The organism is Seonamhaeicola algicola (assembly GCF_007997385.1).
GTDB lineage: Bacteria > Bacteroidota > Bacteroidia > Flavobacteriales > Flavobacteriaceae > Seonamhaeicola > Seonamhaeicola algicola.
Genome location: NZ_VOSC01000012.1, coordinates 272,372 through 293,189, shown reverse-complemented (window position 1 = coordinate 293,189; position 20,818 = coordinate 272,372). Strand labels below are relative to the sequence as shown.

24 protein-coding genes are annotated in these 20,818 nt (G+C 33.6%); 13 read left to right on the top strand and 11 right to left on the bottom strand.

Features of this window, described 5'->3' with window-relative positions; all coding sequences use genetic code 11:
* Positions 1 to 3 precede the first annotated feature (3 nt).
* From rpmF to FUA26_RS03715, 5 genes are all read left to right on the top strand, one after another.
* Positions 4 to 204, top strand: a complete 201-nt coding sequence (rpmF, locus tag FUA26_RS03735) for a 50S ribosomal protein L32 (RefSeq protein WP_147131740.1) — start codon at positions 4 to 6, stop codon at positions 202 to 204.
* A 180-nt stretch (positions 205 to 384) separates the two neighbouring features.
* Positions 385 to 1,377: a beta-ketoacyl-ACP synthase III gene (locus FUA26_RS03730; protein WP_147131738.1), complete on the top strand. Its 993-nt coding sequence runs from the start codon at positions 385 to 387 to the stop codon at positions 1,375 to 1,377.
* A 31-nt stretch (positions 1,378 to 1,408) separates the two neighbouring features.
* Complete coding sequence (gene accB, locus FUA26_RS03725) at positions 1,409 to 1,894, top strand: acetyl-CoA carboxylase biotin carboxyl carrier protein (RefSeq protein WP_147131735.1); 486 nt, start codon at positions 1,409 to 1,411, stop codon at positions 1,892 to 1,894.
* Between the two features lie 74 nt (positions 1,895 to 1,968).
* Entirely contained in the window at positions 1,969 to 3,321 is a 1,353-nt protein-coding gene (gene accC, locus FUA26_RS03720) for an acetyl-CoA carboxylase biotin carboxylase subunit (RefSeq protein WP_147131732.1), read from the top strand.
* A gap of 191 nt (positions 3,322 to 3,512) precedes the next feature.
* Positions 3,513 to 3,962: a 3-oxoacyl-ACP synthase gene (locus FUA26_RS03715; protein ID WP_147131730.1), complete on the top strand. Its 450-nt coding sequence runs from the start codon at positions 3,513 to 3,515 to the stop codon at positions 3,960 to 3,962.
* On the opposite strand, the gene FUA26_RS03710 is transcribed toward FUA26_RS03715, so the two are convergent.
* From FUA26_RS03710 to FUA26_RS03685, 6 genes are all read right to left on the bottom strand, one after another.
* Positions 3,954 to 4,874 carry an ABC transporter ATP-binding protein gene (locus FUA26_RS03710; protein ID WP_147131728.1) on the bottom strand — a complete coding sequence of 307 codons (921 nt, stop codon included), beginning with the start codon at positions 4,872 to 4,874 and terminating at the stop codon, positions 3,954 to 3,956. The genes FUA26_RS03715 and FUA26_RS03710 overlap by 9 nt on opposite strands.
* A gap of 175 nt (positions 4,875 to 5,049) precedes the next feature.
* Entirely contained in the window at positions 5,050 to 7,206 is a 2,157-nt protein-coding gene (locus FUA26_RS03705; RefSeq protein WP_147131725.1) for a prolyl oligopeptidase family serine peptidase, read from the bottom strand.
* Positions 7,207 to 7,290: 84 nt separating this feature from the next.
* Positions 7,291 to 8,280 carry an aspartate-semialdehyde dehydrogenase gene (locus FUA26_RS03700; RefSeq protein WP_147131723.1) on the bottom strand — a complete coding sequence of 330 codons (990 nt, stop codon included), beginning with the start codon at positions 8,278 to 8,280 and terminating at the stop codon, positions 7,291 to 7,293.
* Between the two features lie 140 nt (positions 8,281 to 8,420).
* Positions 8,421 to 8,822 carry a large-conductance mechanosensitive channel protein MscL gene (mscL, locus tag FUA26_RS03695; protein WP_147131720.1) on the bottom strand — a complete coding sequence of 134 codons (402 nt, stop codon included), beginning with the start codon at positions 8,820 to 8,822 and terminating at the stop codon, positions 8,421 to 8,423.
* 62 nt (positions 8,823 to 8,884) lie between these two features.
* On the bottom strand, positions 8,885 to 9,991 hold the full coding sequence (gene alr, locus FUA26_RS03690; protein WP_147131717.1) for an alanine racemase: 1,107 nt from the start codon (positions 9,989 to 9,991) through the stop codon (positions 8,885 to 8,887).
* Positions 9,984 to 10,631, bottom strand: a complete 648-nt coding sequence (locus tag FUA26_RS03685) for a thymidine kinase (RefSeq protein WP_147131714.1) — start codon at positions 10,629 to 10,631, stop codon at positions 9,984 to 9,986. Before FUA26_RS03685 ends, alr begins: the two co-directional genes overlap by 8 nt.
* Before the next feature lie 145 nt (positions 10,632 to 10,776).
* On the opposite strand from FUA26_RS03685, the gene FUA26_RS03680 reads away from it, so the two are divergent.
* From FUA26_RS03680 to FUA26_RS03660, 5 genes are all read left to right on the top strand, one after another.
* On the top strand, positions 10,777 to 11,520 hold the full coding sequence (locus tag FUA26_RS03680; protein ID WP_147131711.1) for a hypothetical protein: 744 nt from the start codon (positions 10,777 to 10,779) through the stop codon (positions 11,518 to 11,520).
* 14 nt (positions 11,521 to 11,534) lie between these two features.
* Positions 11,535 to 12,113 (top strand): pentapeptide repeat-containing protein, encoded by a 579-nt coding sequence (locus tag FUA26_RS03675; protein WP_147131708.1) that lies wholly within the window; start codon positions 11,535 to 11,537, stop codon positions 12,111 to 12,113.
* A 3-nt stretch (positions 12,114 to 12,116) separates the two neighbouring features.
* Positions 12,117 to 12,788, top strand: a complete 672-nt coding sequence (gene rsmI, locus FUA26_RS03670) for a 16S rRNA (cytidine(1402)-2'-O)-methyltransferase (RefSeq protein ID WP_147131705.1) — start codon at positions 12,117 to 12,119, stop codon at positions 12,786 to 12,788.
* Positions 12,789 to 12,808: 20 nt separating this feature from the next.
* The gene (locus tag FUA26_RS03665; protein WP_147131703.1) at positions 12,809 to 13,153 is read left to right on the top strand and encodes a HopJ type III effector protein; all 345 of its coding nucleotides are present in this window, start codon (positions 12,809 to 12,811) and stop codon (positions 13,151 to 13,153) included.
* 94 nt (positions 13,154 to 13,247) lie between these two features.
* The gene (locus tag FUA26_RS03660; RefSeq protein WP_147131700.1) at positions 13,248 to 13,817 is read left to right on the top strand and encodes a uracil-DNA glycosylase family protein; all 570 of its coding nucleotides are present in this window, start codon (positions 13,248 to 13,250) and stop codon (positions 13,815 to 13,817) included.
* A 383-nt stretch (positions 13,818 to 14,200) separates the two neighbouring features.
* On the opposite strand, the gene FUA26_RS03655 is transcribed toward FUA26_RS03660, so the two are convergent.
* A complete protein-coding gene (locus tag FUA26_RS03655) occupies positions 14,201 to 14,791 on the bottom strand; it encodes a carboxymuconolactone decarboxylase family protein (protein WP_147131697.1) in 591 nt (196 codons plus the stop codon).
* A 56-nt stretch (positions 14,792 to 14,847) separates the two neighbouring features.
* Between FUA26_RS03655 and FUA26_RS03650 the strand changes: the two genes are divergently transcribed.
* From FUA26_RS03650 to FUA26_RS03640, 3 genes are all read left to right on the top strand, one after another.
* The gene (locus FUA26_RS03650) at positions 14,848 to 15,276 is read left to right on the top strand and encodes an OsmC family protein (RefSeq protein ID WP_147131694.1); all 429 of its coding nucleotides are present in this window, start codon (positions 14,848 to 14,850) and stop codon (positions 15,274 to 15,276) included.
* Positions 15,277 to 15,348: 72 nt separating this feature from the next.
* Complete coding sequence (recJ, locus tag FUA26_RS03645) at positions 15,349 to 17,040, top strand: single-stranded-DNA-specific exonuclease RecJ (protein ID WP_147131691.1); 1,692 nt, start codon at positions 15,349 to 15,351, stop codon at positions 17,038 to 17,040.
* Between the two features lie 3 nt (positions 17,041 to 17,043).
* Entirely contained in the window at positions 17,044 to 18,315 is a 1,272-nt protein-coding gene (locus tag FUA26_RS03640; protein WP_147131688.1) for an MFS transporter, read from the top strand.
* Positions 18,316 to 18,364: 49 nt separating this feature from the next.
* Here FUA26_RS03640 and FUA26_RS03635 read toward each other — a convergent pair whose 3' ends face one another.
* The 4 genes from FUA26_RS03635 to FUA26_RS15635 form a co-directional block, all read right to left on the bottom strand.
* Positions 18,365 to 19,117, bottom strand: a complete 753-nt coding sequence (locus FUA26_RS03635) for a UDP-2,3-diacylglucosamine diphosphatase (RefSeq protein WP_147131685.1) — start codon at positions 19,115 to 19,117, stop codon at positions 18,365 to 18,367.
* 42 nt (positions 19,118 to 19,159) lie between these two features.
* Positions 19,160 to 19,942, bottom strand: coding sequence for a hypothetical protein (locus FUA26_RS03630; protein ID WP_147131682.1), 783 nt, complete (start codon positions 19,940 to 19,942; stop codon positions 19,160 to 19,162).
* Positions 19,943 to 20,049: 107 nt separating this feature from the next.
* A complete protein-coding gene (locus tag FUA26_RS03625) occupies positions 20,050 to 20,505 on the bottom strand; it encodes a 6-pyruvoyl trahydropterin synthase family protein (protein ID WP_147131679.1) in 456 nt (151 codons plus the stop codon).
* A 111-nt stretch (positions 20,506 to 20,616) separates the two neighbouring features.
* Positions 20,617 to 20,787, bottom strand: coding sequence for a hypothetical protein (locus FUA26_RS15635; RefSeq protein WP_186826850.1), 171 nt, complete (start codon positions 20,785 to 20,787; stop codon positions 20,617 to 20,619).
* Positions 20,788 to 20,818: the final 31 nt, after the last annotated feature.

Sequence of the window (20,818 nt, the reverse complement as noted above, 5' to 3'; positions counted from 1 at the left end):
AAAATGGCACATCCTAAGAGAAAAATCTCTAAAACAAGAAGAGATAAGAGAAGAACACATTATAAAGCATCTGTGCCACAGATTGCTACTTGCCCAACAACAGGAGAAGCTCATTTATACCATAGAGCTCACTGGCATGAAGGAAAATTATACTACAGAGGTCAGGTATTAATTGACAACTCTGCAGAAGAAAACGCGGCATAAGTTTTATGCGCGCATAATATAAAACGCTCACTAGTGAGCGTTTTTTTTTATGACTTGCTTTTTCTAATTACAAAAACAGCATATTTATGTGTTTTTAGCTTAAAATTTAGTAGTTTTCACCAAATTTTGAGTGTTTTTGTTAAAATTTAATGATTTTTTAGTCAATTCAACTATAAAATTATGAGTAAAATTTCAGCGGCAATAACAGCTGTGGGTGCATATGTACCAGACTATGTATTAACCAATCAAATTCTTGAAACAATGGTTGATACCAATGATGAGTGGATTACCACCCGAACAGGCATAAAAGAGCGTAGAATTCTAAAAGATGAAGGTAAAGGCACGTCGTTTCTAGCTATTAAGGCTGCTCAAGATTTAATTGATAAAAAAGGATTAAATCCGCAAGAAATAGACTTGGTTATTGTTGCAACAGCAACTCCAGATATGAAAGCTGCTTCAACAGCCTCATACACTGCACACAAAATTGGAGCAACAAATGCTTTTACTTTTGATATGGATGCAGCATGCTCTAGTTTTTTATACGGCATGTCAACTGCTACAAGCTACATTGAATCCGGAAGATATAAAAAAGTATTGTTAATTGGTGCTGATAAAATGTCTTCAATAATAAACTACAAAGACAGAGCAACCTGTATTATTTTTGGTGATGGCGCGGGCGCAGTATTATTTGAACCTAATAACGAAGGCCTAGGTTTACAAGACGAATACTTAAGAAGTGACGGAAGCGGTAGAGCGTTTTTACAAGCCCCAGCAGGTGGTTCAGTTAAACCACTTACGCATGAGGCCATAGACAATGGTGAGCAATACGCATTTCAGGAAGGAAGAACCGTATTTAAAAATGCCGTATTCAATATGGCAGATGCTACCATGAAAATTTTAGAGCGTAATAGCCTTACAAAAAATGATGTAGCGTGGTTAGCAGCACACCAAGCCAATAAGCGTATTATTGATGCTACAGCCGAAAGAATGAATTTAGAGCCAGAAAAGGTTATGATGAACATTCAAAAATATGGTAACACAACATCTGCAACCTTACCATTGTTATTAAACGACTACGAAAAACAACTTAAAAAAGGAGATAACATAATATTCGCTGCTTTTGGTGGCGGATTTAATTGGGGAGCCATTTATTTAAAATGGGCATATAATTAATTAAACTAACCAATAACTAATTAGTAAAATTATGGATATTAAAGAGATTCAAAACTTAATCAAATTTGTAGCTAAATCTGGTGCAAGTGAGGTTAAATTAGAAATGGATGACATAAAAATCACCATTAAAACAGGATCAGATTCAGAAGCAACAATAGTACACCAAGTACCAGCCGCTGCTCCTGTTCCACAAATTGCACACGTTGCAGCACCTCCTGTGGCGGCAGAACCAGCTGCTCCTGCAGCACCTGCAGCACCAACTAATGAAGAATCTAAATACATTACAATAAAATCGCCAATTATTGGTACTTTTTATAGAAAACCATCGCCAGATAAACCATTATTTGTTGAGGTAGGCCAAACAATTGCTGAGGGTGATGTACTTTGTATTATTGAGGCTATGAAACTTTTCAATGAAATAGAATCTGAAGTTTCAGGTAAAATAGTTAAAATTTTAGTGGATGATTCATCACCAGTGGAGTTTGATCAGCCATTATTTTTAGTTGATCCATCATAACCAATTTTAAAATTCCAAAAAGCAAATCCCATTTGTTGGAATTTGGAATTTGAGATTTTAAAAATTATTACGTTATGTTTAAAAAAATATTAGTAGCCAATAGAGGGGAAATAGCATTACGTGTTATTAGAACCTGTAAAGAAATGGGCATTAAAACTGTAGCGGTTTATTCAAAAGCCGATGAAGAAAGCTTACACGTTAAGTTTGCTGATGAAGCAGTTTGTATAGGGCCTGCTCCAAGTAGCGAGTCTTATTTAAAAATGTCTAATATTATAGCTGCTGCCGAAATTACAAATGCAGATGCTATTCACCCAGGATATGGGTTTCTTTCTGAAAACGCAAAGTTTTCAAAAATATGTGCCGAACACGGCATAAAATTCATTGGAGCTTCACCTGAAATGATTGATAAAATGGGAGACAAGGCAAATGCCAAAGCTACCATGAAAGCTGCTGGTGTGCCTTGTGTACCAGGTAGTGAAGGTGTAATAGCAACCTATGAAGAGTGTGAAAAATTAGCCGAAGAAGTAGGTTATCCAGTAATGCTTAAAGCCTCTGCCGGAGGTGGTGGTAAAGGTATGCGCGGTGTTTTCAAAAAAGAAAACTTAAAAGCCGCATGGGATTCTGCAAGACAAGAAAGTAAAGCTGCCTTTGGTAATGATGATATGTACATGGAGAAGCTTATTGAAGAACCAAGACATATTGAAATTCAAATTGTTGGAGATTCTACAGGTAAAGCGTGTCACTTGTCTGAAAGAGATTGCTCAGTACAACGTCGTCATCAAAAATTAACAGAAGAAGTTCCTTCACCATTTATGACAGATGAATTACGTCAAAAAATGGGTGAAGCCGCTGTACGTGCCGCAGAATATATTAAATATGAAGGCGCAGGAACTGTAGAGTTTTTAGTTGATAAACACAGAAACTTCTACTTCATGGAAATGAATACACGTATTCAAGTAGAGCACCCAATTACAGAACAAGTAATTGATTTTGATTTAATACGTGAGCAAATATTAGTGGCTGCAGGTGTGCCAATTTCAGGTAAACATTATGAGCCAAAACTACACTCAATTGAATGTAGAATTAATGCTGAAGATCCGTTTAATGATTTTAGGCCATCACCTGGAAAAATCACGGTATTACATGCACCTGGTGGACATGGTGTAAGGTTAGATACGCATGTGTACGCAGGTTACTCTATACCACCAAATTATGACTCTATGATTGCTAAGTTAATTACAACAGCGCAAACTAGAGAAGAAGCAATAAGCAAAATGAAACGTGCTTTAGATGAGTTTGTTATTGAAGGTATAAAAACAACCATACCTTTTCATAGACAACTTATGGAACATCCAGATTATTTAGCAGGTAATTACACCACTAAATTTATGGAAGACTTCAAAATGAAAAACGTTTCAGAAGATTAATAAAGTAAAACTCCGGAAAATTATAGTTTCGGAGTTTTTTATTTCTAACTATTTAGAAGTCGTAAAGCAATTAAAGAAAACCTCGCTTTATTTACGGCTAATTTTTATCCTGAATTTATTTAAGGTTAAAATATAATTTGCTAATAAAAATATAGCACCCAACTTCTTATGAAAAGCAGTAATTTAGCGGTATGAATATTAAAGAAGCGCTGTATAAACAATGCGAAAGTTTTATTGATAACCGACTTAAAACGGTTGAAGCTACCATAAAAGACATTCAAACATCACTTACAACAGAAACAAAAAGTACTGCAGGCGATAAGCATGAAACAGGCAGAGCCATGTTGCAATTAGAACGTGAAAAGGCGGGAAATCAATTGTCCGAAATTCAAAAAACAAAAGAAATTTTATCTAAAATTGATGTAAAAAAAACTGCAACAATAGTAAGTTTAGGTAGCGTTATTTATACTTCTGGCATTCATTATTTTATTGCTATTAGCGCTGGCGAAATTACGATTGATAGTATTACATTTTACGCTATTTCGGCTAACACACCTATTGCAAAATTATTATTAGGAAAAACGGTAGGTGATACACTTAATTTTAGAAATGTAGAGTTTACTATTGAAAAATTAGTTTAGTTTAACAACTTTTAAATACACAGTTGTATCATTTTCAATACTATTTTCATGTTTAAATAGTACTAATTTATCATTTAAAATAGCTTCAATTAAATAATGGTTTCCGTTGTAATAAGAATGTTTTACGGTAGCTTTTAAGTTTGAATGTTCAACAATTTTAATTTGATGTGCATATACCAAACCAAAAGGTTCAATATGGTTAAACTCATCAAAAAAAGAAGCAATTAAAGGCGTTTTAGGGTTGTTGTATAAATTTTGGGGTGTGTTATTAGCCACTACTTCATTGTTGCTTAAAACAATCATATTATCAGCAAATGGTAACACATCATTTTTATCATGAGTAGCCACAATACAGGCAATATTTTGTTCTTTTAAATATTTAAAAAAACTGCGTCTTAGGGTTTGCTTTTTAAAGTTATCAATATGGCTAAAAGGCTCATCTAATAATATAATTTCAGGTTGTTTTGCAATAGCTCTAGCCAATGCAACACGTTGTTTTTGGCCACCACTTAGTAACTTTACTTTGGTGTTTGCTAAATGCGTTAATTCTACAACTTTTAGCAACTCATTAACACGTTTTTGTTTTTCTTCAGGATAAAAGTTTGAAAGGAAATCGCCAATATTTTCGGCTACCGTTGTAAAGGGCATTAAATCAAACTCTTGGGCTACATATTTTATAAAATCGTACCCAATTACTAAGTTATAAGCAGGTCCTAAAATTTGTGTGTTTTTCCAAAAAATACTGCCTTGGTTTAAATCGTATTCACCATAAAGCAGTTTAATAAGAGTACTTTTTCCTGAGCCACTTTCGCCAATAATAGAAAGGTGTTCACCTGCAGCTACGTTAAAACTGATGTTTTTTAACGTTGGTTTATTACCATACCCAAACCATATGTTTTTTACTTGTAGCATAATTAAGCAGTAAAAATAGTATAAAAAAATGTGTTGTTATTTATAACAATGAACTACTAAAAAATATTTTTTGGGTTCATAGATTTTAAGCAATACTGAGAATGAAAAAAAGACCAGTAAAGTTTTTAAAGTTTACTGGTCTAAAATATTTTTCAAAAAAAAGATGCCTTTAACATTAGCCCTTTACATGCTCTTTTGTTTTACTTGGTAATACTTTAAAGCCCATGTTATAAAGCGTAAAGCCAAAAATATCAGCATATTGTTCAATGGTTTTACTAACAGGCGTTCCTGCACCATGGCCAGCATCGGTTTCAATTCTAATTAAAGTAGGATTATTTCCTGTTTGTTTTGCTTGTAGCTCAGCAGCAAATTTAAAACTGTGCGCTGGTACTACTCGATCGTCATGATCGCCTGTTGTAACTAAAGTTGCAGGATATTCTGTACCCGCTTTTACATTATGTATTGGCGAGTAGCCTTTTAAATATTCAAACATAGCTTTACTGTCTTGGGCAGTTCCATAATCGTAAGCCCAACCAGCACCAGCAGTGAAGGTATGATAACGTAACATATCTAAAACGCCAACGGCAGGTAAAGCTACTTTAGCTAAATCTGGCCTTTGTGTCATGGTTGCTCCAACTAATAATCCGCCATTAGATCCGCCACTAATAGCTAAGTAATCAGATGATGTGTACTTATTTTCAATTAAATATTCGCCTGCAGCAATAAAATCATCAAACACATTTTGTTTTTGCATTTGTGTGCCGGCATCGTGCCATTTTTTACCATATTCACCACCGCCACGTAAATTAGGTACAGCATAAATACCACCTTGCTCCATCCAAACGGCCATTGTAATTTTAAAAGATGGGTTTAAACTAACGTTAAAGCCTCCGTAACCATATAGTATAGTTGGGTTTTTACCGTTTAATTTTAAACCTTTTTTGTGTGTAATTATCATTGGTACTTTTGTGCTATCTTTTGATGTGTAGAATATTTGATTACTCACATAATCATTGCTATTAAAAGCTATGGCAGGTTTCCAATAAAGAGTTACTTCGCCAGTTTCTAAATTAAGTTTGTAAATACTTGATGGTGTATTGTAGTTGGTAAAAGCAAAATAGTCAATATTTTCATCTTTTTTACTACCAAAACCACCAACACTACCAATACCCGGAAGTGTAATTTCTCTAATTAGTTTTCCATTATAATCATACTGTTTTACTTGTGAAACCGCATCAACCATATATTCTGCAATAAAATAGTTTCCAGAAGTTGAAACTGATAAAACATTGTTTGTTTCAGGAATAATATCTTCCCAGTTTTCAGGAGTTGGGTTAGCAACGTCAACTTTTACTAAGCGTTTGTTAGGTGCGTTTAAGTTTGTAATTAAGTATAAGGTTGAACCTTTTGTATCAATTACCGATGTATTGCTATTGGTATCATTCAAAGCGGTAATAAGGTTGCTGTTAGGCTTAGTTAAATCTTTAATAAAAAGTTTGTTACCAGTTGTAGAAATACGTGGTGTAATTATAAGGTATTTATCATCATCAGTTACTTCAGCGTAAATGTAACGGTGTTTTTCATTGGCGATGCCACCGTAAACAAGTGTATCTTCTTTTTGCGAAGTACCTAGTTTGTGATAATACACTTTATGCTGATCTGTTTTAGCAGATAGTTCACTGCCTTTAGGTTTATCATAACTAGAGTAGTAGAAACCTTCATTTTTATACCAAGAAATTTGCGAAAACTTTACGTCAACCAAAGTATCTTCAACTACCTGTTTGGTTTCGGTATTCATAATAATTATTTTTCGCCAATCGCTACCACCTTCTGAAATAGAATAGGCTAAAATACTGCCATCTTTTGAAAAACTTAAACCACCAAGAGAAACAGTGCCGTCTTTAGAAAACGTATTGGGGTCTAAAAACACCTCTTCATCACCGTTTTTATTGGTTCTATATAGCACATTTTGGTTTTGTAATCCATTATTTTTTGAAAAATAGGTGTAGTTTCCTTCTTTAAAAGGTGCACCAACTTTTTCGTAGTTCCAAAGCTGTTCTAAACGTTCTTTTAAATCTTTTCTAAACGGTATATTATCTAAATAATCAAATGTTGTTGTGTTTTGTGCTTTAACCCAAGCAGCGGTTTCTGCACTCATATCATCTTCTAACCAGCGGTAAGGGTCTTTCACTTCTTCACCAAAATAAGTGTTTGTAGTGTCAACAGTTTTGGTTTCTGGATAATTCACAGCTATTATGTTTTTTGTTGAATTTTCTTTTTTGCAGGCTACAAAAAAGGATAAGCTAAGTGTAGCAATTAGTAATTTTTTCATTGATTGCATTTTTAGTTTTACCAAAAATAAAAAAAGCTTCTGCAAAAAGCAGAAGCCTTTAACAATCTTTTAATGAAAATTGAATTATACTAAATTATTTTCAATTAAATACTCGGCTATTTGAACAGTGTTGGTTGCAGCGCCTTTTCGAAGGTTATCAGCAACTATCCACATATTTAATGTATTTGGTTGTGTTTCATCTCTTCTAATTCTTCCAACAAAAACTTCGTCTTTATCATGCGCGTAAATTGGCATTGGATAAGCGTTGTTAGCTAAATCATCTTGTACTACAACACCTGGTGTTTGGCTTAATAATTGACGTACTTCGGTTAAATCAAAATCGTTTTCAAACTCAACGTTTACAGACTCACTGTGCCCGCCTGCTGTTGGAATTCTAACAGCTGTAGCTGATACAGAAAATGTTCTGTCGTCCATAATTTTTTGAGGTTCTCTGGCTAACTTCATTTCTTCTTTGGTATAGCCATTTTCTAAAAATACATCACAGTGTGGTAATGCGTTTCTACCAATTGGGTATGGGTAGGCCATTTCCCCTTCAATACCTGCAATTTCGTTTTCTAATTGTTTTACGGCTTTAACACCTGTACCAGAAACTGATTGGTATGTTGAAACAACCACACGTTTCATTTTATATTTTTTGTGAAGCGGATTTAATGCCATAACCAACTGTATTGTTGAACAGTTAGGGTTTGCTATAATTTTATCATCTTTAGTTAAAACAGATGCGTTAATTTCAGGCACTACTAGTTTTTTTGTAGGATCCATTCTCCAAGCTGAAGAATTATCAACTACAGTAGTACCAGCTTGTGCAAATTTAGGAGCCCATTCTAAAGAGGTGTCTCCACCTGCAGAAAATAGCGCAATATCTGGTTTCATTGAAACGGCGGTTTCCAAACCAACAACGGTATAATCATTTCCTTTATAGGTTAATTTTTTACCTACAGAGCGCTCTGAGGCAACAGGAATTAATTCAGTTATTGGAAAATTACGTTCTGCAAGAACTTTAAGCATCACTTCGCCTACCATTCCAGTGGCTCCAACTACAGCTACTTTCATTTTTATATGTTTTAAATTGAACTTTGAGCCCACAAAATTAGACATTAATTATACTTATAAACCAAAAAAAAGACCTCAATTTTTTGAAAACGAGGTCTTTTTAACAACAAATAACAGGTTGTTATTTATTTAACATTGTGTTATTTTTTTAGCAAATCTCTGATTTCGGCTAATAAATCTTCTTGACTTGGCCCTTTTGGTGCTTCAGGTGCTGGCTCTTCTTTCTTCTTCATTTTATTAACACCTTTTACAACCATAAACATTACAAATGCTACAATTATAAAGTCTAATACATTTGTAATAAACTGTCCGTGCTCTAAATAAACTTCTCCTACCATTTCACCAGCGTCATTTAAAGTGCCTTCTTTTAATTTGTATTTTAAGTCTTTGAAGTCTGTATTAAATAATAAACCAATTAATGGAGATACAATACCTCCGGTAAATGATGCAACTACTTTGTTAAAAGCAGCACCCATAACAAAACCTACAGCAATGTCTACAAGGTTGCCCTTCATTGCAAAATCTTTAAATTCTTTAAGCATAATTTTAATTTTATAGATAGTGAGACACTAAAGTAACAAAAAAGTCACTAAAAATTATAAGCTTATTTTAAAAATGTACGTTTAACGCGTTGTGAAATTCCGGTAATTAACTCGTAAGAAATAGTGTTAGCTGTTTGTGCTAAATCTTCGGCAGTTGTGTTTTTGTCAAAAATTATGGTTTCGTCTCCTTCATTACAATCAATATTAGTAATGTTTACCATAATCATATCCATACATACATTACCAATAATAGGGGCTTTTTTGCCTTTTATTACAACATAGCCTTTTTGTTTGCCGTATTGCCTGCCAATACCATCGGCATGCCCAATAGGTAATGTGGCTGTTTTATAATTACCATCACTAATAAACCCACGGTTATAACCTACAGATTCGCCTTTTTTTATGGTATGAATTTGTGAAATTATAGTTTTTAGTGTGGCAATGGGTGTTAAGTGTTTATTTTCAGTTTCAGAATTACCAAAACCATACAAGCCAATGCCGCTTCTAACCATATCAAAATGTGCTTCGGGGTAATTTAAAATGCCCGAAGTATTGCATATATGCAGCATGGGTTTGTAGCCTACAGTGTTTGAAAAGTTATCAGCAATATTTTTAAATGTATGTATTTGATGTAAGGTGAAAGCTTTTTCATTTAAATCTTCACTAGCAACTAAATGTGAAAATAGTGATGCAACTTTAATAGTTGATGTTTCTGCTAGTTTATTGCTAATAAGCTTTACATCATTTTTAGTAAACCCCAGCCTATTTAAGCCTGTGTTAAACTTAATATGTACAGGATAGTTATTTTGATTTTTGGTAGCAGCAGTTTTAATGAATTCATTTAAAACCTTGCTGTTGTATAAATTAGGCTCTAAACAATGTTCAATTATAGCATCAAAATTTGATGGTAGTGGGTGTAAAACTAAAATGGGTGCAGTTATGCCGGCCTTTCGTAGTTGTACACCTTCACTAGCATAAGCTACAGCAAAATAATTAGCACCAATAGTTTGTAAAAAATTTGCAATTACCGCAGCATCATTACCGTATGCAAAAGCCTTAACAACTGCCATAAATTTGGTGTTGCTGTTTAGTTTAGTTTTTAAATGCGTGTAATTTTTTTTTAAGGCATTTAAATCTATTTCAAGTACGGTTTCTTCCGCTTTAGGCATTATCTTCTTTAGGTTTTGGGGTAATTTCTTTAGGTTGGTTTACATCCATGTTTCTTACTTTATCGCGTAACATGGCTTTGTAAAAAGCAGCTCTACTTAAAGGCTCATATTCATCAACTTCACCTAAAAGCACTAGGTTTTCGTTTTTAGTTTTACGGTAGCTGTATTGGGCTAAATTGCCCGTACGGGTGCATACAGCGTGTACTTTGGTAACATATTCGGCTGTAGCCATAAGGTTAGGCATAGGCCCAAAAGGGTTGCCTTTAAAATCCATATCTAAACCAGCAACAATAACACGTATGCCTTTGTTGGCAAGGTCATTACAAACACGTACTATTTCGTCATCAAAAAATTGGGCTTCATCAATGCCAACAACATCACAGCCATCGGCTAAAATAGGAATATTAGCAGCAGCAGGCACCGGTGTAGAGCGTATTTGGTTTTCATCATGCGATACTACCATTTCCTCATCATATCTTACATCTATGGCAGGTTTAAAAATTTCAACCTTTTGTCTTGCAAATTTGGCGCGTTTAAGCCTACGAATCAGTTCTTCGGTTTTACCAGAAAACATAGATCCGCATATAACTTCAATCCAACCAAATTGTTCTTTATGATTTACAGTATTTTCAAGAAACATTTTGTAATTTTAACAGGAACTTATTTCAATAAAAAGCATTTAAATAAGTTTATAAAACAAAGCTCACTTTTGTTTGTATAAAGGTGCGTAATTTTTTTAAATAACAAAAACCTTAGGCATATTAAACCATAAAAAATTAAAATTGATGAAGAAGAAGTTAGAATCTGAATTAGTTAGTATTGCTCACAGAATTTTAAAACTAAAAGGAAAAGAAGATGTTATAAAAATGCATGCCGAAGTTACTGCGCTTTATGAAACACTTTCGGTGTTAAAATTTGCCCATGAAAATTTTGAAGATGATATACCTACAATTGGCAATAACTCATCATTTTTTGGCATGTTAGATGTTGCTTTTAACAATAAAATAAGTGATAATATTGAAGTTGAAGACAAAATTTACGTGAATTTAGATGATGTTGAACAAGATGCTATTATGGAACACGGTATTGCTACAATTAAAGATATGGTAGCACATATGCCCGAACAAGCGCCAGAAATTGATACTGTTTTTGATAAAGCTATGCCGCAAGACATTATTAAAAAAGATGATTTTGAAACCATAACCGAAGATTTTAAAGATATGCCAGTTTTTGAACCCGCTTCAACAGTACAAAATGGTATTACCGATGATAAAAAATCTTTAAATGACAAACTTAAAAGTGGCGGACTCAAAATTGGGCTTAATGATAAAATAGCGTTTATAAAACACTTGTTTGATGGTAAACCTGAAGATTATGATAGGGTAATTTCACAAATAAATACTACCGATTCTTTATCAAGTGCAAAAGCATTTTTAAATACCATGGTAAAACCCGATTACCAAAATTGGGAAGGTAAAGAAGAATTTGAAGAGCGCTTTATGGAAATTATTGAAGCTAAATTTAATTAAGCAAAGCTAAAATAATGATAGATAAGTTTGTTGATGATGAGGTTTTTGAAAAGGTAAATTATACTAAAAACAGACTAGAAAAAGGTGAATATGATGCATGTACGTTTATAAATTGTGATTTTTCAAATTCATACGTATCACAAATTAGATTTATAAACTGCAAGTTTTATGATTGCAATTTAAGTTCAGCTAACATTGCAGATACAAGTTTTCAAGATGTATTATTTAAAAACTCAAAATTATTGGGTGTTAATTTTGAAACATGTTCTAATTTTGGGTTTTCAATTAAAATAGACACTTGCCAACTTAATCATGCTTCTTTTTTCCAAAAAAATTTATCATCAATGGTATTTACCAATTCAAAATGTATAGGTACAGATTTTACTCAAAGCATTTTAAAAAAAGCAATTTTTAATAATTGTAACTTACAAAGTGCCATTTTTGACGCTACAAATTTAGAAGATGCTAATTTTTCAAAATCGTATAACTTTGTTATAGATCCGGAAAAAAACAACCTAAAAGGTGCTAAATTTTCATTAGCAACAATTACGGGGCTTTTGGCTAAGTACAAAATAAAAATTTCTTCAGAATAGTTTATGAGCAAACTTTACATAGTACCAACACCTATAGGTAATTTAAAAGATATTACCTTTAGAGCCATTGAGGTTTTAAAAGAAGCCCATTTAATTTTAGCCGAAGACACGCGTACATCGGGCAAATTGCTTAAGCATTTTGAAATAGCAACACCCATGCAATCTCACCACATGCATAATGAGCATAAAACAATTGATAATTTAATTCAAAAACTTAAAGCAGGAACCACTATAGCCTTAGTAAGTGATGCAGGAACACCAGCCATTTCCGATCCTGGTTTTTTACTCACACGTGCATGTATTGAAAACAATATTGATGTTGAATGTTTACCCGGAGCTACCGCTTTTGTACCAGCATTAGTAAACTCTGGCTTGCCAAACGATAAATTTGTTTTTGAGGGTTTTTTACCCGTAAAAAAAGGACGCCAAACACGACTTTTATTATTAGCAGAAGAAACACGAACCATGATTTTTTACGAAAGTCCGCATAAGTTAATAAAAACACTTGGGCATTTTTGTGAATATTTTGGAGCAGATAGACAAGTATCAGTATCACGCGAGCTTACCAAACTTTTTGAAGAAACCGTGCGTGGCACCGCCAAAGAAGTTTTAGAATATTATACAAATAAACCTCCTAAAGGTGAAATAGTTGTTATTGTAGGCGGAAAAAAATAATATTGAAAAAAATAAAATAAATGACCATACAAGAATTTAAAAACAAATTACAAAATAACCCTGAAGCCATAGATTTTTCTGAAACTATGGAAGTTATAGAATCAAATTACCAATTTACCCCAACTGCATTTAAAAATGGAAGTTTAGAAAATGCCGAAGGTCAAAACTCAGGATCATGTAAATTATTTGCATTTGCACAAGCCGAAACCCTAACTAAAGAAGAAACCTTAGCTTGTTTTGGTCAATACTATTTTAATGATGTTTTAAAAGATGTTAATGGTACAGGCCACCAAAATATTAGAAACTTTATGAGCACTGGTTTTGAAGGTTTAAATTTTGAAAAACCAGCTTTAAAGAAGAAATAATCTGTCATTTAAATATTGAGGAAGAAGACACTTATTAAAAAGAAAAAATGCTTCTTCCATTATATTCTAAATGATTAGAATTAAAAAACAAAAAATGCAGCAGCTTCTTCAAGAAATAGCCCAATGTACTATTTGTAAAGCACATTTGTTATTAGGTCCAAGACCTGTAGTTTCTGCACATAAAAAATCTAAAATTGTAATCATTGGGCAAGCACCAGGAACTAAGGTACATGCCTCAGGTATACCTTGGGATGATGCTAGTGGTAAGCAACTTCGAAAATGGCTGGGTGTAAATAATAAAACGTTTTATGATGAGGCTAAATTTGCCATAATACCTATGGGGTTTTGCTATCCAGGAAAAGGAAAAACGGGCGATTTACCACCAAGACCCGAATGTGCACCCAAATGGCACAAACCGTTGTTTGATGAGTTAAAAAACGTAGAGCTTATTATTTTAATTGGTATGTACGCACAGAAGTATTATTTAGGTGAACAAGCAAAAGGAACATTAACAGAAACTGTAGCTAATTTTCATGATTATTTACCAAAATTTTTGCCATTGCCACACCCATCACCACGAAACAGATTTTGGCTCACTAAAAATCCGTGGTTTGAGGTTGAGGTGTTGCCAGAGTTGAGACGGCGGGTTAAAGAATTGATTTAGCTGTTTAGGTATCATGTTTTTTATTAAAAAAAGGGAAGTAATAATATTTGTTTTTTGACTTTCTTTCGTAATTACTAATTGATTCGATTTTAGAATTATCTATTTTTTGTAATTGAGAAATTCGTATTGATTTACCAACTTCTATAATTAGAGTTCGTAATATTCGTAATAATGGTATAGTTCCTAATAATAAATATAGCATAATATGTTATTTGAGGTTTGTTAATTAGTCTTATCAGATGTTTTAAGCCAATAAAGACTTCTTGTATTGATAAGTAATTAGCTCGTGTTTTGTTGTAAAAAATTATTATGCGTACATAAAAAAAACCTCCCGTATCGAGAGGCTTTATTTAATCTATTTAAAAGCGAAGTATTCCGTAAACCTAAACATGCTTTCCTTTTTCCCAACCATGTTTACCCAAGTATTGTTCGCCACTTTCAACAGCGCCATCTTCAATACTTGTTCCCATAGAATCATTCCAACGGTTTAAATACCCAAATAACGAAATAACCCCAAGCATTTCAACAATTTCACCTTCGTTCCAATGCTCATATAAGCGTTTTTTTAAGGTTTCATCAACGGCATTAGGTACTTGAGATGCGGCTAAACTAAAATCTAAAGCAGCACGTTCAGCCTCATTAAAAGCAGGGTGTGTTTTGTACTCCCAAATATTATCAAGTTGTTCTTGCTCAGCGCCATAACGTTCAGCAGCTCTAATGGCATGTGCCTGACAGTAGCGGCAACCTGTAGCGTTACTACTAACCCAAGCAATCATACGTTTTAAGGCCGATGTTACGCGTCCTTCATTAGCCATAACAGCTTTATTTAAGTTTATAAAAGCTTTGCTTATGGCGGGTCTGCGCTGCATAGTTAATACAGAATTTGGGCAAAACCCAAGTGTTTCATTAAAAAATTTAGCTAATTCTTTTGTTTCTAAATCGTGGTCTGCAGATAAAGGCGTTACTAAAGGCATATGTAATTTTTATATAGTATTTTTGACTACTACAAGAAACAAAAAATTTCAAGAATATGGCAAATCATATCACAACAAAGTGGTTAGGTAATATGAAGTTTGAAAGCACCAATCCGTCTGGGCATAATTTATTTATTGATGCAGGCCCAGAAAATGGAGGGAATAGTGAGGGCTACCGCCCAAAAGCACTAATGCTATCAGGTTTAGCGGGTTGCTCTGGTTTAGATGTGGCTTCATTAATTAAAAAAATGAAGTTAGATGTGGCCGATTTTAGCATTGAAATTGATGCTAATTTAACTGAAGAACACCCAACATATTATGATAAAGTTACTATGCAATTTCATTTTTATGGTGATAATTTAGATGAAAAAAAGTTACAACGCGCAGTAGATTTATCTGTTGAAAAATATTGTGGCGTTATGGAAATGTTTCGTCAGTTTGCCACTGTAAGTGTTGAAACGTATTTTCATAATAAGAGTGCCTAAAACTATAATGTTTTTAAACTTTAAAAGGTTAATTTAGTTCACTTTAAGCACTTTTAATTTAAAATATATTTTATGCGCTGGACGCTTAAGCCAAAACCAGAATCATTAAAAGTAAAGCATTTACAAACTACATTGCAAGTAAGCCAAAGTGTTGCAACACTTTTAGTGCAACGTGGTATAGAAACTTACAACGATGCTAAAAACTTTTTTAGGCCAAGTTTAAAACACCTTCACAATCCGTATTTAATGAAAGATATGGATAAAGCTGTGGCACGCATTGAAAAAGCCATAGAAAATAATGAAAATATTTTGGTGTATGGTGATTATGATGTTGATGGAACAACGGCCGTTGCACTAATGTCAACCTATTTAAAAACCAAACACAATTTAGTGTATACATACGTACCAAATAGGTATGATGAAGGTTATGGCGTATCATATAAAGGCATTAATTTTGCTTTAGAAAATGATTTTACACTAATTATTGCGTTAGATTGTGGTATTAAAGCTATTGATAAAGTAGCGCATGCAAAAACTTTAGGGATAGATTTTATTATTTGCGATCATCACAGGCCAGGAGATGAAATTCCTAATGCGGTAGCTGTTTTAGATCCTAAACGATCAGATTGTGAATATCCATATAAAGAGCTTTGTGGCTGTGGCGTTGGGTTTAAATTAATCCAGGCCCTTGCTGAAAAAGATGGCTTAACAACCAAAGATTTATTACCGTATTTAGATTTGGTAGCAACGGCCATAGGAGCAGATATTGTACCAATTACTGGCGAAAACAGGGTGTTAGCACACTTTGGCTTAAACGTAATAAATGCCCAACCAAGGCCCGGTTTTAAGGCTATTTTAAACCAACTTAATAAAACAACATTAACAATTACTGATGTTGTTTTTACACTAGCACCTAGAATTAATGCTGCCGGACGTATGGAACACGGTAATTTTGCCGTAGCATTATTAGCTGAAGATGATTATAATTTAGCGCTTCAGCATGCTCAAAATATAGAAAATTATAATATTGACAGAAAAGAAACCGATAAACAAGTTACTGCCCAAGCGCTTCAACAAATTGAAGATAATAATGAACAAGAACGTTTTACTACTGTTGTTTACCATGAAACTTGGCATAAAGGTGTTATTGGCATTGTGGCTTCTAGGTTAACCGAAACCTATTACAGACCCACATTAGTTTTTACTAAAAGTGGAGATAAATTGGCTGCTTCGGCACGGTCTGTTACAGGGTTTGATGTTTATAATGCTTTAGAAGCGTGCAGCGAACATATTGAGCAGTTTGGTGGCCACAAATATGCAGCTGGTTTAACACTGCCACCTGAAAATTACGAAGCTTTTAAAATAGCTTTTGAAAAAGAAGTAGCTAGTACCATTGATAAAAGTTTATTAGTGCCCGAAATAAAAATTGATGACCAAATTACTTTAGCAGATATCACACCAAAGTTTTACCGTATACTAAAGCAATTTGCACCTTTTGGGCCAAGTAATATGACCCCTGTTTTTATGACCGAAGATTTGGTTGATACAGGGTATGGTAAATGTGTAGGCGAAGATAAAACACATTTAAGGTTAACCGTTACCCAACCAGAAGCCAATAACATAGTTTGTATTGGGTTTGGTATGGGCAAAAAGTATGAACTTATTAAAGATAAAAAACCTTTTAAGGCCGTATACTCTATTGATGAAAATGAATGGCAAGGTAATGTATCACTACAACTTAAATTGAGAGATATTAAAGCGTAACAAATGGCTAGAACAGATCCGTATGCGGCACTTCGTATAAAAGAATTCAACATTTTTTTGCTCATGCGCCTTTTACTGGTTTTTGGGTGGTCTATGCAATTTATTGTTATAGAATGGGAAGTGTATAGCCTAACCAAAGATCCTTTAAGTTTAGGTATTATTGGTTTAATGGAAATTATACCAGCATTTACCATGGCCTTGTTTGCAGGTCATATTGTAGATAGAAAAGAAAAACGAAATCTTTTAGCGCTTTGTATAGCGGCTTTTTCATTAATTAGTTTAGGACTCTTTTTTTTAACCTGGCCTCAAATTGTGGGCAATTGGTCTACAAAACATATTCTTTGGGGTATTTATGCATTAGTGTTTTTTGGTGGTTTTTTACGTGCATTTTTTGGGCCAACCATATTTTCATTAATAGCACTAATTGTGCCTAAAAAAATATACCCAAATGCAGCAACTTGGAGCACTAGTACCTGGAAAACTGCTGCAGTTTTGGGGGCGCTTTTTGGAGGATTTTCTATTCATTGGATGGGTGTTGATAAAACCCTTGGGTTGGTGTTTATTTTAGTAGCTCTGGCATTTATTTTAACATTCAAAATAAAAAAGAAGCCTATTTTAAATACAAAAATCGAAGAATCTGTAAAAGATAGTTTAAAAGCAGGTGTAAAGTTTGTGTTTAATAACAAAGCTATTTTAGGAGCTTTAACTTTAGATATGATTGCGGTATTATTTGGTGGCACTGTGGCCCTTTTATCAGTATTTGCGCAAGATGTTTTACATGTAGGCTCAAAGGGCTTTGGTATATTAAATGCCTCTATTTCTTTAGGAAGTATTCTAACTATGTTTTTAACAACATATATTCCTATTAGTAAAAATACAGGCATGAAGTTATTAGTGTCTATTTTTATTTTTGGCCTATGTATTATTGCTTTTGGCTTATCAAATATATTTTGGCTAAGCGTGGCAGCTTTATTTTTAAGTGGCGCTGCCGATGGTGTTTCAATGGTAATCCGTCAAACTATTTTACAATTAAAAACACCCGATGACATGCGCGGGCGTGTATCATCAGTAAACTCAATGTTTGTAGGCTCTTCTAATGAGTTAGGTGCTTTTGAAAGTGGTTTGGCAGCTAAATTAGTTGGCCCAGTAACAGCTGTAGTTTTTGGTGGTACTATGACATTAATTACTGTTATAGCTATAGGAATTAAAAACCCTGTATTACGAAATTTAGATTTAAGAAAAGATATTGAAGCACATGAAAATGAAGCAGATTAGCTACTGAAACTATTATTTTATTTTAATGAGAAATTGTTTAAATGAAAAATTAGTATTTTTTCAATTCTAAATTTTCACCATCAAAAACACCATAAGTATAATACTGAATCCAATCACCAAGGTTTATGTATTTTGAGTTGTTGTCTAGGTTTATGTTAAGCGGTAAATGCCTATGCCCAAACACAAAAAAATGGCGGTGTTTTGTTTCTAATTTACGTTTGCAGTATTGAACAAGCCACTCGTTGTCTTCTCCTAAAAATTTGGCATCATCATCACCCGAAATGAGTTTGTTTTTAACCGATAAGTGTTGTGCTAAACGCACACCAATATCTGGATGTAACCAACGGAATAACCACTTGCAAACAGGATTTGTAAACACCTTTTTCATACGTTTATAACCTTTATCGCCTGGGCCTAAACCATCGCCATGGCCAATAAAAAATGTTTTATTGTTAAATGTAAATTCTTTGGGCTTATGGTAAACGGGTATATTAAGTTCTGTTTCAAAATAATCATCCATCCATAAATCATGGTTACCAACAAAATAGTAAATAGGAATACCAGCATCGCTTATTTCGGCAAGTTTACCAAGGGTTCGTGTAAACCCTTTTGGTACAACGTATTTGTAATCCATCCAAAAATCAAACAAATCGCCTAAAAGAAAAATGACGGCCGCATCTTTTTTAACCTCATCTAACCAAGCAACAAATTTTTTTTCGCGTGGTAATGAGGCTTCTTTAGTTGGCGCTCCTAAATGATTATCGGAGGCAAAGTATATTTTTTTTCCTTTTGGAATTTGCATGTGTAAATATAGTAATTACAAAGTTGCTAGAAGGGTATTTATTTAAAGCATGCTTTTAATTTTTCGGTAAATTAAAAGGTAAATGGTTGCTGCTGCAAAGGCTAAAAGTGTACCAATATAAATACCAAATAACGGATATACTACCGAAACGGTTAGTGAATATATTATTAAAGAAAACATACCAACAGGTACATTTTTTATAACAGTGTGTACGTGTTTTTTTGAGTATGTAAAATGAATAATGAGCATTAACGGAAAAAGTGTGGTTGGAAATGCCGATAACAAACCTGCCCACGTAGCGCCTACAAACTTAGGAATACTAGTTATTATTAATATTATTGATGCTGCAAAAAAAGCCCTAATAAATAATGTTTTATGGCTTAGTTTTACTTTGTTTTTAATTTTTATGTTTTCTATTTTTTTAAATAGAATAATGTATAAAAACGCAAAGGCTACAGGTATTATAATGGCTATGTATTTATTTAATTCTATAAAATGAAGTGCCCAAACCACTAAAAAATACGCTACAATGGCCGATATTGATGATAATAAAATAGTGTGTTTATTAAAGTAGTTTGAAGCTAAGTAATATACATATACAAATGTGAGTGCGCCTGATAGCCCAATCATGTTGTAAACGGCACTTTTTGATGCAAAATCTGCGCTTACCTCTAAACCAAAGAAAAACAATGTAATTGCTGAGCCTGTTGGGTAACCAGAAAGTATGCCTGCAACTTTAGGGCTTACATTTTCGGCTAAAAGCGATAAGCCTACAACAAAAGCAATGGCTACTACTAGTTTTATTAAAAATAGTATTTCGGGCATGGGTTTGGTTTTGTTTGCGTTAGGGATTGCAGCGGCATCCTTTTTTTCTTAAAAAAAGATATAGCGTAAAGCCCGACCGCGCCTTAGCGTGGTAACGCCCTAAAAAATTATTGTTGATCGGCGGCAAACCACTCTGCAAAACTAGTGGCAGTTTCTTGTAGTTTAAGCGCGTGTAATTTGATGTTTTCTGGTAGGCGTTTTTGTATTTTATCGGCAAAATCAATAACCATCATTTCGCTAGTTGGTTGGTAATTTACTAATAAAACTTTGTGGCCTAAATTCATTAAATCTTTTGCCAAATTTACGTGTGGTGTGTTTTTATTAAAAACGGTGGCGTGGTCAAAAACATCTTCAATTTCTTCTTTTACTATTTTTTTTAAGTCGCCAAAATCTATAACCATTCCGTGTTTTGGGTTGGCTGTATCTGTAATAGGGCTACCAATAACGGTAACGTCTAGGTGGTAACTGTGCCCGTGTATGTTTTTGCATTTTCCGTCGTAGCCGTATAGGGCATGTCCTGTTTCAAATGAAAATCGTTTGGTTATTCTTATATTATGTTTCATTATCTGCGTTTTCCTTTGTTTCTGTTAACTATATAAACTACAATTAAAACAATGGCAAGTACTAAAAATAGGCCATTGCCTGTTAAAAAGTTTAAAATATTCATAGTTGTATTAATCTAATTTTTTCTTGTTATACCTGTAAATAGCATAGGCTATTAGTACCAAAATTACAAAGGGTAGCATGGTACCAATAAATACACCAATTTCGTAACTGCTGTCTGGTGCTTTTTTTAATTTTTCTTCAATATTTATTTGTTGAAATAATGCTATTAAATTAGGCATGTTTTGGAACGTTGATTTTCCTGTGTACAAA

Excerpts from the sequence above, each read along its gene's own strand:
- rpmF (WP_147131740.1), top strand. The coding sequence starts at position 4 with ATGGCACATCCTAAGAGAAAAATCTCTAAAACAAGAAGAGATAAGAGA.
- FUA26_RS03730 (WP_147131738.1), top strand. The coding sequence starts at position 385 with ATGAGTAAAATTTCAGCGGCAATAACAGCTGTGGGTGCATATGTACCA.
- accB (WP_147131735.1), top strand. The coding sequence starts at position 1,409 with ATGGATATTAAAGAGATTCAAAACTTAATCAAATTTGTAGCTAAATCT.
- accC (WP_147131732.1), top strand. The coding sequence starts at position 1,969 with ATGTTTAAAAAAATATTAGTAGCCAATAGAGGGGAAATAGCATTACGT.
- FUA26_RS03715 (WP_147131730.1), top strand. The coding sequence starts at position 3,513 with ATGAATATTAAAGAAGCGCTGTATAAACAATGCGAAAGTTTTATTGAT.
- FUA26_RS03710 (WP_147131728.1), bottom strand. The coding sequence starts at position 4,874 with ATGCTACAAGTAAAAAACATATGGTTTGGGTATGGTAATAAACCAACG.
- FUA26_RS03705 (WP_147131725.1), bottom strand. The coding sequence starts at position 7,206 with ATGAAAAAATTACTAATTGCTACACTTAGCTTATCCTTTTTTGTAGCC.
- FUA26_RS03700 (WP_147131723.1), bottom strand. The coding sequence starts at position 8,280 with ATGAAAGTAGCTGTAGTTGGAGCCACTGGAATGGTAGGCGAAGTGATG.
- mscL (WP_147131720.1), bottom strand. The coding sequence starts at position 8,822 with ATGCTTAAAGAATTTAAAGATTTTGCAATGAAGGGCAACCTTGTAGAC.
- alr (WP_147131717.1), bottom strand. The coding sequence starts at position 9,991 with ATGCCTAAAGCGGAAGAAACCGTACTTGAAATAGATTTAAATGCCTTA.
- FUA26_RS03685 (WP_147131714.1), bottom strand. The coding sequence starts at position 10,631 with ATGTTTCTTGAAAATACTGTAAATCATAAAGAACAATTTGGTTGGATT.
- FUA26_RS03680 (WP_147131711.1), top strand. The coding sequence starts at position 10,777 with ATGAAGAAGAAGTTAGAATCTGAATTAGTTAGTATTGCTCACAGAATT.
- FUA26_RS03675 (WP_147131708.1), top strand. The coding sequence starts at position 11,535 with ATGATAGATAAGTTTGTTGATGATGAGGTTTTTGAAAAGGTAAATTAT.
- rsmI (WP_147131705.1), top strand. The coding sequence starts at position 12,117 with ATGAGCAAACTTTACATAGTACCAACACCTATAGGTAATTTAAAAGAT.
- FUA26_RS03665 (WP_147131703.1), top strand. The coding sequence starts at position 12,809 with ATGACCATACAAGAATTTAAAAACAAATTACAAAATAACCCTGAAGCC.
- FUA26_RS03660 (WP_147131700.1), top strand. The coding sequence starts at position 13,248 with ATGCAGCAGCTTCTTCAAGAAATAGCCCAATGTACTATTTGTAAAGCA.
- FUA26_RS03655 (WP_147131697.1), bottom strand. The coding sequence starts at position 14,791 with ATGCCTTTAGTAACGCCTTTATCTGCAGACCACGATTTAGAAACAAAA.
- FUA26_RS03650 (WP_147131694.1), top strand. The coding sequence starts at position 14,848 with ATGGCAAATCATATCACAACAAAGTGGTTAGGTAATATGAAGTTTGAA.
- recJ (WP_147131691.1), top strand. The coding sequence starts at position 15,349 with ATGCGCTGGACGCTTAAGCCAAAACCAGAATCATTAAAAGTAAAGCAT.
- FUA26_RS03640 (WP_147131688.1), top strand. The coding sequence starts at position 17,044 with ATGGCTAGAACAGATCCGTATGCGGCACTTCGTATAAAAGAATTCAAC.
- FUA26_RS03635 (WP_147131685.1), bottom strand. The coding sequence starts at position 19,117 with ATGCAAATTCCAAAAGGAAAAAAAATATACTTTGCCTCCGATAATCAT.
- FUA26_RS03630 (WP_147131682.1), bottom strand. The coding sequence starts at position 19,942 with ATGCCCGAAATACTATTTTTAATAAAACTAGTAGTAGCCATTGCTTTT.
- FUA26_RS03625 (WP_147131679.1), bottom strand. The coding sequence starts at position 20,505 with ATGAAACATAATATAAGAATAACCAAACGATTTTCATTTGAAACAGGA.
- FUA26_RS15635 (WP_186826850.1), bottom strand. The coding sequence starts at position 20,787 with ATGCCTAATTTAATAGCATTATTTCAACAAATAAATATTGAAGAAAAA.